Below are 14698 nucleotides of genomic sequence, written 5' to 3' on the forward strand. Positions count from 1 at the left end.
ATGTCGGCACAAGTCGGCGTCATCATGGGCAGCACGTCGGATTGGGAGACGATGAAGCGTGCATGCGACGTCCTGGAAGAGTTGAACATCGCCTACGAGAAGAAAGTCGTCTCGGCGCACCGGACGCCGGATCTGATGTTTGAATATGCCGAAAGCGCGGCTTCTCGCGGGCTTAAAGTCATCATCGCGGGCGCGGGCGGCGCCGCCCACCTGCCGGGAATGGTCGCGGCCAAGACCGTCCTCCCCGTCATCGGCGTGCCCGTCAAGTCCCAGGCTTTGAACGGGCTCGATTCGCTGCTGTCGATCGTTCAGATGCCCGGCGGCATCCCGGTGGCCACGGTGGCGATCGGCGCGGCGGGCGCAACGAACGCGGGATTGCTCGCCGCGCAGATCATCGGGGCGTTCGACCCGGATGTTCAAGCGCGGATCGCGGCGCGCCGCGAGCGGATTACGGCCGAAGTGCTGGCTAACGGTGAGCTGGAATGAGCCAAGAGATCAAGCTTGTCAACCTGTCGGCCTCTTCGGATGGCATGATGTGCGCGGACGGGTTCTGCGCGGTGCCGGGCGAGCCGGACGGCGGCTTCTCGCCGGAAGCGCCCCGACAGCCGATCCTTCCCGGCGCCACCGTCGGCATTCTCGGCGGCGGACAGCTCGGCCGGATGCTGGCCCATGCCGGCAGCCGGCTCGGCTACCGCTTCGTGGCGCTCGATCCGACGCCGGACGCGCCTTGCGGCCAGACGGCCGCGCAGATCGTCGCGGCGTATGACGACCGCGAAGCGGCCCGCGAGCTGGCCCGCCGCTCGGACGTCATTACGTACGAGTTCGAGAACGTCGACGCGGGCGTCGCGGCCATGCTGGAGGCAGAATCGTACGTGCCGCAGGGCAGCGCTCTGCTGCATACGACGCAGCATCGGCTTCGCGAGAAGCGCGCGATCGAAGCGGCGGGGGCGCGAGTGGCTCCGTACGCGGAGGTGGCGAGTCTCGAGCAGTTGCGGGAAGCGGTGTCGCGGCTCGGCCTGCCGTCCGTGCTGAAGACCGCGACGGGCGGCTACGACGGCAGAGGGCAGTGGGTGCTGCGTTCGGAAGCGGATCTGTCGGCCGCTTGGGCGGAAGCTTCGCGCGCGGGAACCGAGCTTGTGCTGGAGAAGTACATCCGCTTCGAGAAGGAAATTTCCGTCATCGCGGCCCGCAGGCCTTCCGGAGAGATCCGGACGTTCCCTCCGGCCGAGAACGTTCACGTGGACAACATCTTGCACCTGTCGATCGTGCCGGCCCGGATCGGCGACGAAGTGCGGCGGGAAGCGGAGCGCCTCGCAGTGTCGATCGCCGAGACGCTCGGCGTCGTCGGCCTGATCGCGGTCGAGATGTTCGTGCAGGAAGACGGAACGCTGTTCATCAACGAGCTCGCACCGCGTCCGCACAACTCCGGCCATTACACGATCGAGGCGAGCCGCACGTCCCAATTCGAGCAGCACATTCGCGCCATCTGCGACTTGCCGCTCGGCGACACGGGCTTGCTGACGCCGGTCGTCATGGCCAACGTGCTCGGCGAGCACGTCGAACCGCTGCTCGCATGGATGGCCTCGCACGATCCGGCGGCCGAGCGCCTCGGGGTCGAGCCGAAGGTGCACCTGTACGGCAAGGCCGAGGCGAAGCGCAAGCGCAAAATGGGTCACGTCAACGTGCTGGCTCCGAACGTGGAAGCCGCGTTGGCGTGGATTGCCCAATCGAATATATGGAGGGTCTGACCGAACATGATTGAACGCTACAGCCGTCCCGAGATGCGGGCGATCTGGACCGAAGAGAACAAATTCAAAGCCTGGCTGGAAGTCGAACTGTGCGCCTGCGAAGCGTGGGCCGAACTCGGGCACATTCCGAAGGAAGACGTGGAACTGCTTCGCCGGAACGCCAAATTCGACATCGACCGCATATACGAGATCGAGCAGGAGACGCGCCACGACGTCATCGCCTTCACCCGCGCCGTCTCCGAGAGCCTCGGACCGGAGCGCAAATGGGTCCATTACGGCATGACCTCGACCGATGTCGTCGACACCGCGCTCGGCTACTTGCTGAAGCAGGCGAACGAGATTCTCGAGCGCGATCTGGTTAACTTCATTGAGATCGTACGCGAACAGGCGATCAAATACAAATCTACGCCTATGATGGGCCGAACGCACGGCGTTCATGCGGAACCGACGACGTTCGGGCTGAAAATGGCGCTGTGGCACGAAGAGATGAAGCGGAACCTCGAGCGGTTCCGGCGGGCGGCGGACGGCGTCCAGTTCGGCAAAATGTCGGGTGCGGTCGGCACGTACGCCAATCTCGACCCGTTCGTCGAGCAATTCGTTTGCGCCAAGCTGGGCATCAAGCCGGCGCCGATCTCGACGCAGACGCTGCAGCGCGACCGCCATGCGGAATATATGGCGACGCTGGCCTTGATCGCCACGTCGCTCGACAAGTTCGCGACGGAGATTCGCGCCTTGCAGAAGAGCGAATTCCGCGAAGTGGAGGAGCCGTTCGCCAAGGGCCAGAAAGGCTCGTCCGCGATGCCGCACAAGCGCAATCCGATCGGCTGCGAGAACATCAGCGGCCTCGCCCGCGTCATTCGCGGCCATATGATTTCCGCCTACGAGGACGTGCCGCTCTGGCACGAGCGCGACATCTCGCACTCCTCGGTCGAGCGCATCATTCTCCCTGACGCGACGATGCTGCTTAACTATATGCTGAACCGTTTCGGCAACATTGTGAAGAACTTGACCGTGTTCCCGGAGAATATGAAGCGCAACATGAGGAGCACGTACAACGTTCCGTTCTCCGGCCGCGTCATGACGAAGCTGATCGACAAAGGCTTCAGCCGCGAGCAGGCGTACGACACGGTGCAGCCGCGCGCGATGCAGGCGTGGGAGGAGCAGCGCGACTTCCGCGACATCGTCTCCGCGACGCCGGAAATTACGAGCGTGCTCTCCGCCGAGGAGATCGCCGACTGCTTCGATCCGAGCTGGCATCTGAAGCACGTCGACACGATTTTCGAGCGGCTCGGCCTGAACGAATAGCGGTTGGGCGCGCCGGATGTTGCCTGTAAGCCGCAGAAGTCGGCTTACAGAGCCGCGCTGGCGCCGGCTCTACCGAGTCTCACCATAGATTGCCGTGACTCAAACTACCGCACCACAAGGAGGCTGCCATGCCGACAGAAGCGCTGTCCACCGCCGAAGGACTCATTCATGCTCCCCTCATCCACAAAGGCAAGGTGCGGGAATTGTACGACCTGGGAGAGCATCTCCTGATCGTCGTCACCGACCGCATCTCCGCTTTCGACTATGTGCTCGACCCGCCCGTGCCGGACAAAGGCCGGGTGCTGAACGGCCTCAGCTCCTTCTGGTTCGGGCATACGGCCGAATTGCTTCCCAACCACGTCGTCCACACCGACGTCGACAAGCTGGGCGGCATCGTCGCCGAAGCCGACAAGCCGAAGCTGGCGGGACGCATCATGGTCGCCCGCAAAGCGAAGCGCATCGACATCGAATGCGTCGTCCGCGGCTACATTACCGGCGGCGGCTGGCGCCAATACAAGTCCACCGGCGAAGTGAACGGCATCAAGCTGCCGGAAGGGCTGCGCAAGAACGCCAAGCTGTCCGAACCCATCTTCACGCCCGCAGGCAAAAACGACGTCGGCCACGACGAAGACATATCGTTCGAAGAGATGGCCCGGCGCGTAGGTGCGGAGTTAGCGGAAGGGCTGCGCAAAAGAAGTCTGCTGCTGTACGAGTACGGCAAGACGGTCTGCGAACGCAAAGGCATCATTCTCGCCGACTGCAAGTTCGAATTCGGCCTGATCGACGATCAAATGATCGTGATCGACGAGCTTTTCACCCCCGATTCCTCCCGTTTCTGGGCGCAAGAGAACTACAAACTGGACGTCGAGATCGACAGCATGGACAAGGAACCGGTACGCGCGTACCTCGCGAATTCGGACTGGGACAAGAACAGCCCGCCGCCGCGGCTTCCGGAAGAGGTCGTCGAAGCGACTTCCGCCAGATACAAGGAGATCCAACGCCGTTTGACCGAAGGAACCGCGACAGGCGCCGAACGACCCTGACCCTTTCAAAATCCATCCCCCAACCAGGAGGAGAACCCCCTATGAAAGCAACGGTTTACGTGACGATCAAAGAGAACGTGCTCGATCCGCAAGGCAACGCCGTCCAGAGCTCGCTGCATACGATGGGCTTCGGCGAAGTCGCGAAAGTCCGGATCGGCAAATATATGGAGCTTCAGCTGGACACGAACGACCGCGCCCAAGCGGAGGAACGCGTCAAGGCGATGTGCGAAAAGCTGCTGGCGAACACGGTGATCGAAGACTATCGCTTCGAATTGGAGGGTTGAGCCTCATGAATTTCGCGGTTCTCGTATTCCCGGGCTCCAACTGCGATATCGACATGTACAAGGCCGTCGAGGACGTCCTGCAGCAGCCCGTCGATTACGTCTGGCATACGTCCACCGACCTGTCCGCATACGACGCCATCCTCGTGCCGGGCGGCTTCTCCTACGGCGATTACCTGCGCTGCGGCGCGATCGCCCGGTTCGCTCCGGTCATGAGCGAAGTGCGCAAGGCGGCCGAGCAGGGCAAGTTCGTCCTCGGCGTCTGCAACGGATTCCAGATTTTGACGGAAGCGGGCCTCCTGCCGGGAGCGCTCATCCGCAACAAATCCCTCAAGTTCCGCTGCCATCCCGTCGATCTGACGGTCGAGAACGCGAATACCGCCTTCACGAACGCGTACGCGCAAGGCGAGACCGTCCGCATTCCGATCGCGCACGGCGAAGGCAACTTCTATTGCGACGACGAGACGCTGGCCAAGCTCAAAGCGAACAACCAGATCGTGTTCCGCTATGCGGGTGAAAATCCGAACGGCTCGGTCGACAACATCGCGGGCATCTGCAACGAGCGGGGCAACGTCGTCGGCATGATGCCGCACCCGGAACGCGCCGTCAGCAAGCTGCTCGGCTCCGAGGACGGGGCGAGAATGTTCAAGTCTGTACTCAACGCTTTTGCATCGAAGGCTCAAACCGGCGCGGGAAGCGGCGCCGGAGCCCGCTAAGGAGGGAACGGAAGTGGCGCAGCAGACAGCAGCGAAAGAACCGACGGTCGAACAGATCGCGGAGCAGAAAATATACAAGCAATTCGGCGTGTCCGATTCCGAATACGAACTGATCTGCGAATTTCTCGGCCGCAAGCCGAACTATACGGAGATCGGCGTGTTCAGCGTCATGTGGTCCGAGCACTGCGCGTACAAAAACTCGAAGCCGCTGCTGAAGCGGTTCCCGACGACCGGCCCCCGCGTCCTGATGGGACCGGGCGAAGGCGCGGGCATCGTCGACATCGGCGACAACCAGGCCGTGGTGTTCAAGATCGAATCGCACAACCATCCGTCCGCCGTCGAGCCGTATCAAGGCGCGGCTACCGGCGTGGGCGGCATTATCCGCGACATTTTCTCGATGGGCTCCCGCCCGATCGCGCTGCTGAATTCCCTGCGCTTCGGCAAGCTGGAGAACGACCGCGTGCGCTACCTGTTCGAGCACGTCGTCAGCGGCATCGCCGGCTACGGCAACTGCATCGGCATCCCGACCGTCGGGGGCGAAGTCATGTTCGACGAAGCGTACGAGGGCAACCCGCTCGTCAACGCGATGTGCGTCGGCCTGATCGACCACGACCAAATCCAGCGCGGCGTCGCCAAGGGCGTCGGCAACCCGGTGTTCTACGTCGGCCCGGCTACCGGCCGCGACGGCATCCACGGCGCGACGTTCGCGTCGGAGGACCTGACCGCCGAGTCCGAAGCGAAGCGCTCCGCCGTGCAAGTCGGCGACCCGTTCATGGAGAAGCTGGTCATGGAAGCGACGCTTGAGCTGATCGCCTCCGGCATCGTGCTCGGCATTCAGGACATGGGCGCGGCGGGGCTAACTTGCTCCAGCGCGGAGATGGCGAGCAAAGCCGGCAACGGCATGGAGCTGTACCTCGATGAGGTGCCGCAGCGCGAGGAAGGCATGACCGCTTATGAGATGATGCTGTCGGAGTCGCAGGAGCGGATGCTGTTCGTCACCGAGCCGCAGCACGAAGCGCAGGCCAAGGCGATTTTCGAGCGTTGGGGGCTGCATTGCGCCAAAGTCGGCAAAGTGACCGACGACGGCCGTCTGCGTCTGTTCCACAAGGGCGAGCAAGTCGCCGACATGCCGGTCAAGGCGCTCGTCGACGATTGCCCGGTTTATCACAAGCCTTCCAAAGTGCCGGACTACTATCTGAAAAACGGCTCCGTCGATACGACCCGCTACGAGCAGGTGACCGACTTGAACGCCGCGCTTAAGAAAGTGCTCGGCTCCCCGTCGCTCGCCAGCAAGGAATGGGTGTACAACCAGTACGACTACCAGGTGCGCACGTCGACGGCGGTCGTTCCGGGCTCGGACGCGGCGGTCGTGACGATTCGCGGCACCCGCAAGGCGCTGGCGATGACGACCGACTGCAACGGCCGTTACGCGTACCTCGACCCGGAAGTCGGCGGACGAATCGCGGTCGCGGAAGCGGCGCGCAACATCGTCTGCTCCGGCGGCGAGCCGCTGGCGATTACGGACAACCTGAACTTCGGCTCGCCGGAGAAGCCGGAAGTGTTCTGGCAGATGGAGAAGGCGGTCGACGGCATGGCCGAGGCTTGCCGCTTCCTGGAGACGCCGGTAATCGGCGGCAACGTCTCCCTTTACAACGAGAACGCCAAGGGCGCCATCTATCCGACGCCGGTCGTCGGCATGGTCGGCCTTGTCGAAGATATCGACCATATTACGACGCAAGAATTTAAAGCCGAAGGCGACGTCATCTTCCTGCTCGGCGAGACCAAAGCGGAGATCGGCGGCAGCGAGTTCCAATACGCCGTCCACGGCGTAACCGAAGGCCGTCCGCCGGAGCTCGACCTGGCGACGGAACGGCGTCTGCACCAAGCCGTGCTGGGCGCCATCCGGCAAGGGCTCGTCGCTTCGGCGCACGACCTGTCCGAAGGCGGCCTCGCGGCCGCGCTGGCGGAATCCGGCTTCGGCCGCGGCCTCGGCGCGAAGGTCGATTTCGCGACGAACCTGCGTCCCGACCTCGCTCTGTTCAGCGAATCGCAATCGCGCATTCTGCTGTCCGCGAAACCGGAACAGGCCGCCGAGCTGGCCGCTTATCTGAGATCGCAAGACGTCCCGCTGCAGAAGCTCGGAACGGTCGGCGGCGACCGCCTGACGATTGCCGTTAACGGTCATACGGCCATCGACGCTCCGCTGAACGAATTCCTCAAAGAATGGAAGGAAGCGATCCCATGCCGGATGCAGTGAAGTCCGGAACCGGGACCGGCGCCGTCTGGGCGGACCAGCCCGTCGTCAAGCTGGGGAGCTCCTTCGCGGCATCGCGGCCCGCCGGCGCGAGCGCCATACCCGGCGACGCTGCATCGGCGCTGCCGGGCAACGAAGCGTCTGCGCCGCAGCCGTCCGCCGGCTTGCGCGCGGCGCCGGCGGTCCTCGCGGCCGTGCCGGCGGCCCGCACGGCTTTGCCGGCGAGCGGAGCCGGAGCGGGACGCCCGAGTTCCGCCCAGGCGCGGTTCTGGACCGGAGACTTTTATAATCAGGGCAACGGTCAGGAAGAGATTTTCGATAAATTAAAGGAAGAGTGCGGCGTGTTCGGGGTGTTCGGGCACCCCGACGCGGCCCATCTGACGTACTACGGCTTGCACGCGCTGCAGCACCGCGGCGAGGAGAGCTGCGGCATCTGCACGTCGGACGACGGCGACTTCCATTACCACCGCGGGATGGGGCTCGTCAAGGAAGTGTTCGACCGCGACCGGCTGGACGGCCTCGTCGGCGACCGGGCGATCGGCCACGTCCGTTATTCGACGGCCGGCGCGAGCCGCCTCGCCAACGCCCAGCCGCTCGTGTTCAAATACCGCGACGGCGACCTGGCCGTCTGCACGAACGGCAACCTGGTCAACGAGCCGGTCATCCGGCGCGAGCTGGAGGCGCAGGGCTCGATTTTCCAGACGTCGAGCGACACCGAGGTGATCGCCCACCTGATCGCCCGCTCGCCCAAAGATTTGGTCGATGCGGTCAAGGATGCGTTCTCCCGGCTGATCGGCGGCTACGCCTTCCTCATCATGACGAAGGACCGCCTCATCGCGGCGTGCGACCCGAACGGGTTCCGTCCGCTGGTGATGGGACGACTCGGCGACGCCTATGTGTTCGCGTCCGAGACGTGCGCCTTCGAGACGATCGGCGCGGAATACGTGCGCGACGTGCAGCCGGGCGAGCTGCTCGTGCTGGACAAGGACGGGCTGCGCGAAGAGCGCTTCGCCGTCCTGGAGCGGCGCGCCGTGTGCGCGATGGAATATATTTACTTCGCCCGCCCCGACAGCGACATCAACCAGATCAACCTGCATTCCGCCCGCAAACGGATGGGCCAGCGGCTTGCGCTGGAGTCGTTCGTCAACGCGGACATCGTGACGGGGGTGCCGGATTCGAGCATTTCCGCCGCCATCGGTTACGCGGAGCAGACGGGCATTCCGTACGAGCTCGGACTGATCAAAAACAAATATACCGGCCGGACGTTCATCCAGCCGTCGCAGGAGTTGCGCGAGAAGGGCGTCAAAATGAAGCTGTCCGCCGTCCGCAAAGTGGTGGAGGGCAAGCGGGTCGTCATGATCGACGACTCGATCGTCCGCGGCACGACGTCGCTTCGGATCGTCAACCTGCTGCGCGAAGCGGGTGCGCTCGAGGTGCACGTGCGGATTACGTCGCCGCCTTTTATGAACCCGTGCTATTATGGCATCGACACGCCGAATCCCGCGGATTTGATCGCCAACACGAAGACCGTGGAAGAGATCCGCAAGGCGATCAACGCCGACTCGCTTTATTTCCTGAGCAAGGAAGGGCTGATGGAGGCGGTCGGCGGCCACGAGAACGAGAAAAACCGCGGCATGTGCATGAGCTGCTTCGATCACGATTACCCGACGCGGGTGCAGTTCGAGCACGCCAAAGCGACGACGTGCAGTTGCGATTGACCATTTAACGAGATAACCAAGGAGTGAACGAAGTGTCCGAAGCGTACAAACAGGCCGGCGTCGACATTGCCGCGGGCAACGAAGCGGTCGAGCGGATGAAGAAGCACGTGAAGAAGACGTTCCGTCCTGAGGTGCTGACGGGGCTTGGCGGATTCGGCGGACTCTTCTCGCTGAACAAGGACAAATACGAGGAGCCGGTGCTCGTCTCCGGGACGGACGGCGTCGGCACGAAGCTGAAGCTGGCGTTCGCGCTCGACAAGCACGACACGATCGGCATCGACGCGGTCGCCATGTGCGTGAACGACGTTGTCGTGACCGGAGCGGAGCCGCTCTTTTTCCTTGACTATCTGGCCTGCGGCAAGCTCATTCCGGAGCGGATCGAAGCGATCGTCAGCGGCGTAGCCGAAGGCTGCCGGCAGGCGGGCTGCGCGCTGATCGGCGGCGAGACGGCGGAGATGCCGGGCATGTACCCGGCCGGCGAATACGACATCGCGGGCTTCACGGTCGGCATCGTCGACCGGCCGAAAGCGATCGACGGCTCCACGATCGCGCCGGGCGACGCCGTGATCGGGCTGGCCTCCAGCGGCGTGCACTCCAACGGCTATTCGCTCGTCCGCCGGCTGCTGCTCGAAGAGAAGGGATACGCTTACGGCGACAGGCTTCCCGAGCTGGAAGGGAAGACGCTGGGCGAAGTGCTCATCGAGCCGACCCGCATCTATGTGAAGCCGGTCCTGAAGCTGCTCGAAAGCGTGAAAATCAAAGGCATGGCGCACATTACGGGCGGCGGCTTCATCGAGAACATTCCGCGCGTGCTGCCGGAAGGCGTGAACGTCGACATCGAGCTCGGCTCCTGGCCGGTGCATCCGATTTTCAAGCTGATGCAGCGGGACGGCAACATTAGCGACCGCGACATGTTCACGACGTTCAACAACGGCATCGGCATGGTGCTCGTCGTGCCAAGGGAGCAGGCCGAGCAAGCGGTGGCGATCGCCAAGGAGAACGGGGAGCAGGCGTACGTCATCGGCAAAGTGACCCCGGGAAGCAAGGTCGTAACGTTCGGGGGCGTCGAGCTGTAATGGGAATGTCGCCACTCAGAATCGCGGTGTTCGCGTCCGGCAGCGGAAGCAACTTCCAGGCGCTGGCCGCAGCGATTCGGGACGCGGGACTTCCCGCGACGATCGCGCTCCTCGTCTGCGACAAGCCGGCGGCCGGGGTCGTGCGGCGGGCGGAGGCGCTGCGCGTGCCGACGTTTCTTTTCGACCCGAAATCTTATCCTTCCCGCGAAGCTTACGAAGCGGAAATCTTGGGCCGGCTGCGGGACGAGGGCGTGGAGCTCGTCGTTCTCGCCGGCTATATGAGACTGATTACGGACGTGCTCGTCAAGCCGTACTACGGCCGCATGATCAACGTTCATCCGGCGCTGCTGCCTGCTTTTCCGGGTGTGCGGGCCGTCCGTCAGGCGCTCGAATACGGCGTCAAGCTGACGGGCGTCACCGTTCATTACGTCGACGGCGGCATGGATTCGGGGCCGATTATCGCCCAGCAGGCCGTTGAGATTCGGGACGACGATACGGAAGAGTCGCTTACGGAGCGGGTGCACGCGGTCGAGCACGAGCTGCTGCCGCGGGCGGTCCGTTGGATCGCGGAAGGGCGCGTGGCGTTGGAAGGCAGGAAAGTGACAGTTCGGCGCGGCGAATAAGGCCGTGCGAAAACGGGATACGAGAAAGGGCGAGAACGATTCATGAGCGAGAATTACGAAATTGCGCTGCGATACGGCATGAACCCGCACCAGAAAGAAGCGAAGCTGACGGCGGACGGCAAGCCGCTGCCGCTGAAGGTTTTGAACGGAGAACCCGGCTTCATCAATCTGCTCGACGCGCTGAACGCGTTCCAGCTCGTGCGCGAGCTTCGTCAAGCGACCGGGCTTCCGGCCGCGGCTTCCTTCAAGCACGTGAGCCCGGCCGGAGCGGCCGTGTACTCGCCGCTTACGCCCGAATTGGCGAAAGCGTACTTCGTCGAAGGCGCGGAGCTGTCGGAGCTTGCGACCGCGTACGCCCGCGCGCGCGGCGCCGACCGCATGTCCTCCTTCGGCGACGCCGCTGCGCTTAGCGATGTGGTGGATGTGCAGACCGCGGCGCTGCTGAAGCGCGAAGTGTCCGATCTCGTCGTAGCGCCGGGCTATACGCCGGAAGCGCTCGACATTCTGAAGCAGAAGAAGGGCGGCAAATACCTCATTCTGCAGATCGATCCGGATTACGTGCCGGACCCGATCGAGACCCGCACGCTGTTCGGCCTGAAGCTGCAGCAGGAGCGCAACAACGCCGTGCCGGACGCTTCGGTGTTCGACCGCATCGTCACGGAGAACAAAGATTTGCCGGACAACGCGAAACGCGATTTGCTTGTGGCGCTTATCACGCTGAAATATACGCAGTCCAACTCCATCTGCTATGCGCTTGACGGCCAGACGATCGGCATCGGCGCAGGCCAGCAGTCGCGTATTCACTGCACGCGCCTCGCCGGCGACAAGGCGGACCGCTGGTATCTCCGGCAGCATCCGGCCGCGCTGAACATGAAGTTCCGCGAAGGGCTGGCGCGCGCCGAGCAGAACAACGCCATCGACCTGTGGCTGGAAGACGAAGTGACGCCGGTCGAGCAAGCGGCTTGGGAGAGCTGCTTCGAAGTCGTGCCGGCCCGCCTGACGCGGGAGGAGAAGCGCGAATGGCTCAAAGGATTGACCGGCGTCTCGTACGGCTCCGACGCCTTCCTGCCGTTCCGCGACAATCTCGACCGGGCAAGCCGCAGCGGCGTGAAATACGTCATTCAGGCCGGCAGCTCGCTGCGGGACGAAGAAGTGGTGAAGGCGGCGAACGACTACGGCATGGTGATGGTGTATTCGGGCGTGCGCCTGTTCCACCATTGACGGGAGAGGGGACGACGAATTTGTCTACGAAATGGCAATCGCTGGCGGATCGCACCGTCCGGCAATTGAAGACGAACGCTTATCCGGGACGCGGGATTATCATCGGCTTGACGCCGGACGCCTCGCGTTACGTACAGGTTTACTGGATTATGGGAAGAAGCGAGAACAGCCGCAACCGCGTATTCGTGCCGGAAGAGAACGGATTTCTGCGCACGGAAGCGCGCGATCCCGCGAAGCTGTCCGATCCTTCGCTCATCATTTATTATCCGCTTCGGCACGAAGGCGGCGCGCATATCGTGACGAACGGCGATCAGACCGATACGATCTGGGAGACGCTGCGGCAGGGAGGCACGTTCGAGCAGGCTTTGGCGCAGCGCACCTATGAGCCGGACCCGCCGAACTTCACGCCGCGCATCTCCGGCATTGTCGATCTGAACGATCCGCAGAACGCCTACAAGCTGTCCATCCTCAAGACGAACGAGAACGACGAGGCCCAGACGACCCGCCAATTTTTCCACTATGAAAAAGCGATTCCGGGTTACGGCCACTTCATCTCGACGTACCAGGGAGACGGCAATCCGCTGCCTTCGTTCGCAGGCGAGCCGCAGCTCGCTCCGCTGTTCGACGACGAGCGGGAGACGGCGCGGTTCTACTGGAATCTGCTGAACGAGGACAACAAAATTTCCTTGCTCGTCAAGACGATCCGCATCGAGGGCGGCGCGGTCTCCCTGACGGTGATCAACAAGGAATCCGAAGGAGGGGCCTGATCGTGCGCATTCTCGTGATCGGACGAGGCGGCCGCGAGCACGCGATCATCTGGGCGCTCAAGCGGAGCGAGAAAGTGAAGCAGGTGTACTGCGCGCCCGGCAACGCGGGAACGGCTCTGCTGGCCGAGAATGTCGCCATCGGCGAGTTCGAATTCGACCAACTCGTTCAATTCGCGCTCGACAACGCGATCGATCTCGTCGTCGTCGGACCGGACGACCCGCTCGCGGCGGGCATCGTCGACGCCTTCGAAGCGGCGAACATTCCCGTGTACGGACCGCGCAAAAACGCCGCGGAAATCGAAGGCAGCAAAATTTTCATGAAAAATTTGCTGAAAAAATACGGCATCCCGACCGCCAGGTACGAGACGTTCTCCGACTACGAGACGGCGCTCGCCTACTTGCGGGGACAGCCGCTGCCGATCGTCATCAAGGCGGACGGCCTGGCGGCGGGCAAAGGCGTCACCGTCTGCTTCACCCGCGAGCAAGCGGAGCAGGCGCTCGCCGACGCGATGGTGAACAAATCGTTCGGCGCGGCGGGGGACAAGGTGGTCATCGAGGAATACCTCGAGGGGCAGGAGATGTCCATTCTCGCGTTCGTCGACGGCGAGACGGTTCGCCCGATGTCGCCGGCGCAGGACCACAAGCCGGTGTTCGACGGCGACAAGGGGCCGAACACGGGCGGCATGGGCACGTATTCGCCGCTGCCGCACATCCCGCAATCGATCGTGGACGACGCGATCGAGAACATTATCAAGCCGACCGCGCGCGCCATGGTCGCGGAAGGCCGCCCGTTCCGCGGCGTCTTGTTCGCGGGGCTGATGATTACGAAGGACGGCCCGAAGACGATCGAGTTCAACGCCCGCTTCGGCGACCCGGAAGCGCAAGTGGTGCTCCCGCGCTTGAAGACGGATCTCGTCGACATTATTCTGGCGTCGCTGAACGGCCGCCTGAACGAGATCGACATCGCCTGGAGCGACGAAGCGGCGGTCTGCGTCATTCTCGCGTCGGAAGGCTATCCCGGCTCGTACGCCAAGGGCTTGCCGATCGAAGGGCTGGATCGGGCCGGCGACGCGCTGGTGTTCCATGCGGGCACGGCCGTGAAGGACGGCCGGATCGTGACGAACGGCGGCCGCGTGCTCGGCGTCGTCGGTCTGGGCGGCGATATTGCCGCCGCCCGCGACAAAGCCTACGAAGCGGCGAACCGCATTGCGTTCGAAGGCAAGATGAACCGCACCGATATCGCCGCCAAGGCGCTTGTATGATCCAGGGTTGTCCTGCCGGTCCGGAAAGACCGGCGGGACATTCTTTTGTTTTATTAGATCAGCCAGAGTGTTCACGTCGGACTCTTTTTTGATGGCGCGGCGGCAGATTTAACGGACCGTACGGCCGTTATTTCCGGGTATGGGGCCGTTTTTGGTTCCGTAACGGACAGGAGATCCGTTAAACGCTTGCGAAGGCGCCACATTCGAGGGAAATCCGGGAAATAACGGAACCAGCGTCCGTTAGAGTTTGGATTCGCCTTATTTTCGGCAAATAGCGGACTGTGTGTCCGTTAGGGATAGGCACGAGCGCAAAGGAGCGATCAGCGGACGGTTTGTCCGTTGAGAGCCCGGTCCCCGGGGGGATGCGCCCCTTCATTCCTTCCAGAACAAAGCCTTGCGGTTCCTAATGACGTAGACGATCGCGAAAATGGTGCCGATAATCAGAATCGACGTCAACACATGGTGCGAAACCCAGGAGACGAACGCTTCCATCGAAGGAGCTCCTTTCCTTTGGGATGATCGAATTCGATAGCGCTTCTTTGGTTAGGATACCCATGAACCGAGCCGCTCATGAGCATGGGCGTGCGAGGCGATGAGCGACGGAGTTCTCTCTTGGGCGAACCGTATTGACAGGTACGTCTCCGGGTGATAGGATTTAATACATACTAAAATAATCGGAATTAC

The 14698-nt window shown here is 63.0% G+C and carries 13 protein-coding genes; all 13 read left to right on the forward strand.

Annotation, left to right across the window (positions count from 1 at the left end; all coding sequences use genetic code 11):
* The 13 genes from purE to purD all read left to right on the forward strand — a co-directional run bounded on the left by purE (position 1) and on the right by purD (position 14014).
* Complete coding sequence (purE, locus tag G485_RS0121000) at positions 1–486, forward strand: 5-(carboxyamino)imidazole ribonucleotide mutase (RefSeq protein ID WP_027094152.1); 486 nt, start codon at positions 1–3, stop codon at positions 484–486.
* Positions 483–1748 carry a 5-(carboxyamino)imidazole ribonucleotide synthase gene (purK, locus tag G485_RS0121005; RefSeq protein ID WP_027094153.1) on the forward strand — a complete coding sequence of 422 codons (1266 nt, stop codon included), beginning with the start codon at positions 483–485 and terminating at the stop codon, positions 1746–1748. The genes purE and purK overlap by 4 nt, the downstream gene beginning before the upstream one ends.
* A 6-nt stretch (positions 1749–1754) precedes the next feature.
* Positions 1755–3053 carry an adenylosuccinate lyase gene (gene purB, locus G485_RS0121010; RefSeq protein WP_027094154.1) on the forward strand — a complete coding sequence of 433 codons (1299 nt, stop codon included), beginning with the start codon at positions 1755–1757 and terminating at the stop codon, positions 3051–3053.
* Positions 3054–3181: 128 nt separating this feature from the next.
* Positions 3182–4096 (forward strand): phosphoribosylaminoimidazolesuccinocarboxamide synthase, encoded by a 915-nt coding sequence (locus G485_RS0121015; protein WP_027094155.1) that lies wholly within the window; start codon positions 3182–3184, stop codon positions 4094–4096.
* Between the two features lie 41 nt (positions 4097–4137).
* A complete protein-coding gene (purS, locus tag G485_RS0121020; RefSeq protein ID WP_027094156.1) occupies positions 4138–4380 on the forward strand; it encodes a phosphoribosylformylglycinamidine synthase subunit PurS in 243 nt (80 codons plus the stop codon).
* A gap of 5 nt (positions 4381–4385) precedes the next feature.
* Positions 4386–5093 carry a phosphoribosylformylglycinamidine synthase subunit PurQ gene (gene purQ / locus G485_RS0121025; protein ID WP_027094157.1) on the forward strand — a complete coding sequence of 236 codons (708 nt, stop codon included), beginning with the start codon at positions 4386–4388 and terminating at the stop codon, positions 5091–5093.
* A gap of 13 nt (positions 5094–5106) precedes the next feature.
* A complete protein-coding gene (gene purL / locus G485_RS0121030) occupies positions 5107–7350 on the forward strand; it encodes a phosphoribosylformylglycinamidine synthase subunit PurL (protein WP_027094158.1) in 2244 nt (747 codons plus the stop codon).
* Positions 7335–9065, forward strand: a complete 1731-nt coding sequence (gene purF, locus G485_RS0121035) for an amidophosphoribosyltransferase (protein WP_240489233.1) — start codon at positions 7335–7337, stop codon at positions 9063–9065. Before purL ends, purF begins: the two co-directional genes overlap by 16 nt.
* A gap of 32 nt (positions 9066–9097) precedes the next feature.
* Complete coding sequence (gene purM / locus G485_RS0121040) at positions 9098–10141, forward strand: phosphoribosylformylglycinamidine cyclo-ligase (RefSeq protein ID WP_027094160.1); 1044 nt, start codon at positions 9098–9100, stop codon at positions 10139–10141.
* Between the two features lie 5 nt (positions 10142–10146).
* Entirely contained in the window at positions 10147–10764 is a 618-nt protein-coding gene (gene purN, locus G485_RS0121045; protein ID WP_027094161.1) for a phosphoribosylglycinamide formyltransferase, read from the forward strand.
* Positions 10765–10806: 42 nt separating this feature from the next.
* The gene (locus G485_RS0121050) at positions 10807–11985 is read left to right on the forward strand and encodes a phosphoribosylaminoimidazolecarboxamide formyltransferase (protein ID WP_027094162.1); all 1179 of its coding nucleotides are present in this window, start codon (positions 10807–10809) and stop codon (positions 11983–11985) included.
* 20 nt (positions 11986–12005) lie between these two features.
* Entirely contained in the window at positions 12006–12752 is a 747-nt protein-coding gene (locus G485_RS0121055; protein WP_084423431.1) for an IMP cyclohydrolase, read from the forward strand.
* Between the two features lie 2 nt (positions 12753–12754).
* Positions 12755–14014 carry a phosphoribosylamine--glycine ligase gene (gene purD / locus G485_RS0121060; RefSeq protein WP_027094164.1) on the forward strand — a complete coding sequence of 420 codons (1260 nt, stop codon included), beginning with the start codon at positions 12755–12757 and terminating at the stop codon, positions 14012–14014.
* The last annotated feature ends 684 nt before the right edge of the window (positions 14015–14698 follow it).

Origin of the sequence: Cohnella thermotolerans DSM 17683, from assembly GCF_000429825.1 — a bacterium.
GTDB lineage: Bacteria > Bacillota > Bacilli > Paenibacillales > Paenibacillaceae > Cohnella > Cohnella thermotolerans.

What these genes read in the sequence shown, in the direction of transcription:
- purE (WP_027094152.1), top strand. Translation starts at nt 1, where the DNA reads ATGTCGGCACAAGTCGGCGTCATCATGGGCAGCACGTCGGATTGGGAG.
- purK (WP_027094153.1), top strand. Translation starts at nt 483, where the DNA reads ATGAGCCAAGAGATCAAGCTTGTCAACCTGTCGGCCTCTTCGGATGGC.
- purB (WP_027094154.1), top strand. Translation starts at nt 1,755, where the DNA reads ATGATTGAACGCTACAGCCGTCCCGAGATGCGGGCGATCTGGACCGAA.
- G485_RS0121015 (WP_027094155.1), top strand. Translation starts at nt 3,182, where the DNA reads ATGCCGACAGAAGCGCTGTCCACCGCCGAAGGACTCATTCATGCTCCC.
- purS (WP_027094156.1), top strand. Translation starts at nt 4,138, where the DNA reads ATGAAAGCAACGGTTTACGTGACGATCAAAGAGAACGTGCTCGATCCG.
- purQ (WP_027094157.1), top strand. Translation starts at nt 4,386, where the DNA reads ATGAATTTCGCGGTTCTCGTATTCCCGGGCTCCAACTGCGATATCGAC.
- purF (WP_240489233.1), top strand. Translation starts at nt 7,335, where the DNA reads ATGCCGGATGCAGTGAAGTCCGGAACCGGGACCGGCGCCGTCTGGGCG.
- purN (WP_027094161.1), top strand. Translation starts at nt 10,147, where the DNA reads ATGTCGCCACTCAGAATCGCGGTGTTCGCGTCCGGCAGCGGAAGCAAC.
- G485_RS0121050 (WP_027094162.1), top strand. Translation starts at nt 10,807, where the DNA reads ATGAGCGAGAATTACGAAATTGCGCTGCGATACGGCATGAACCCGCAC.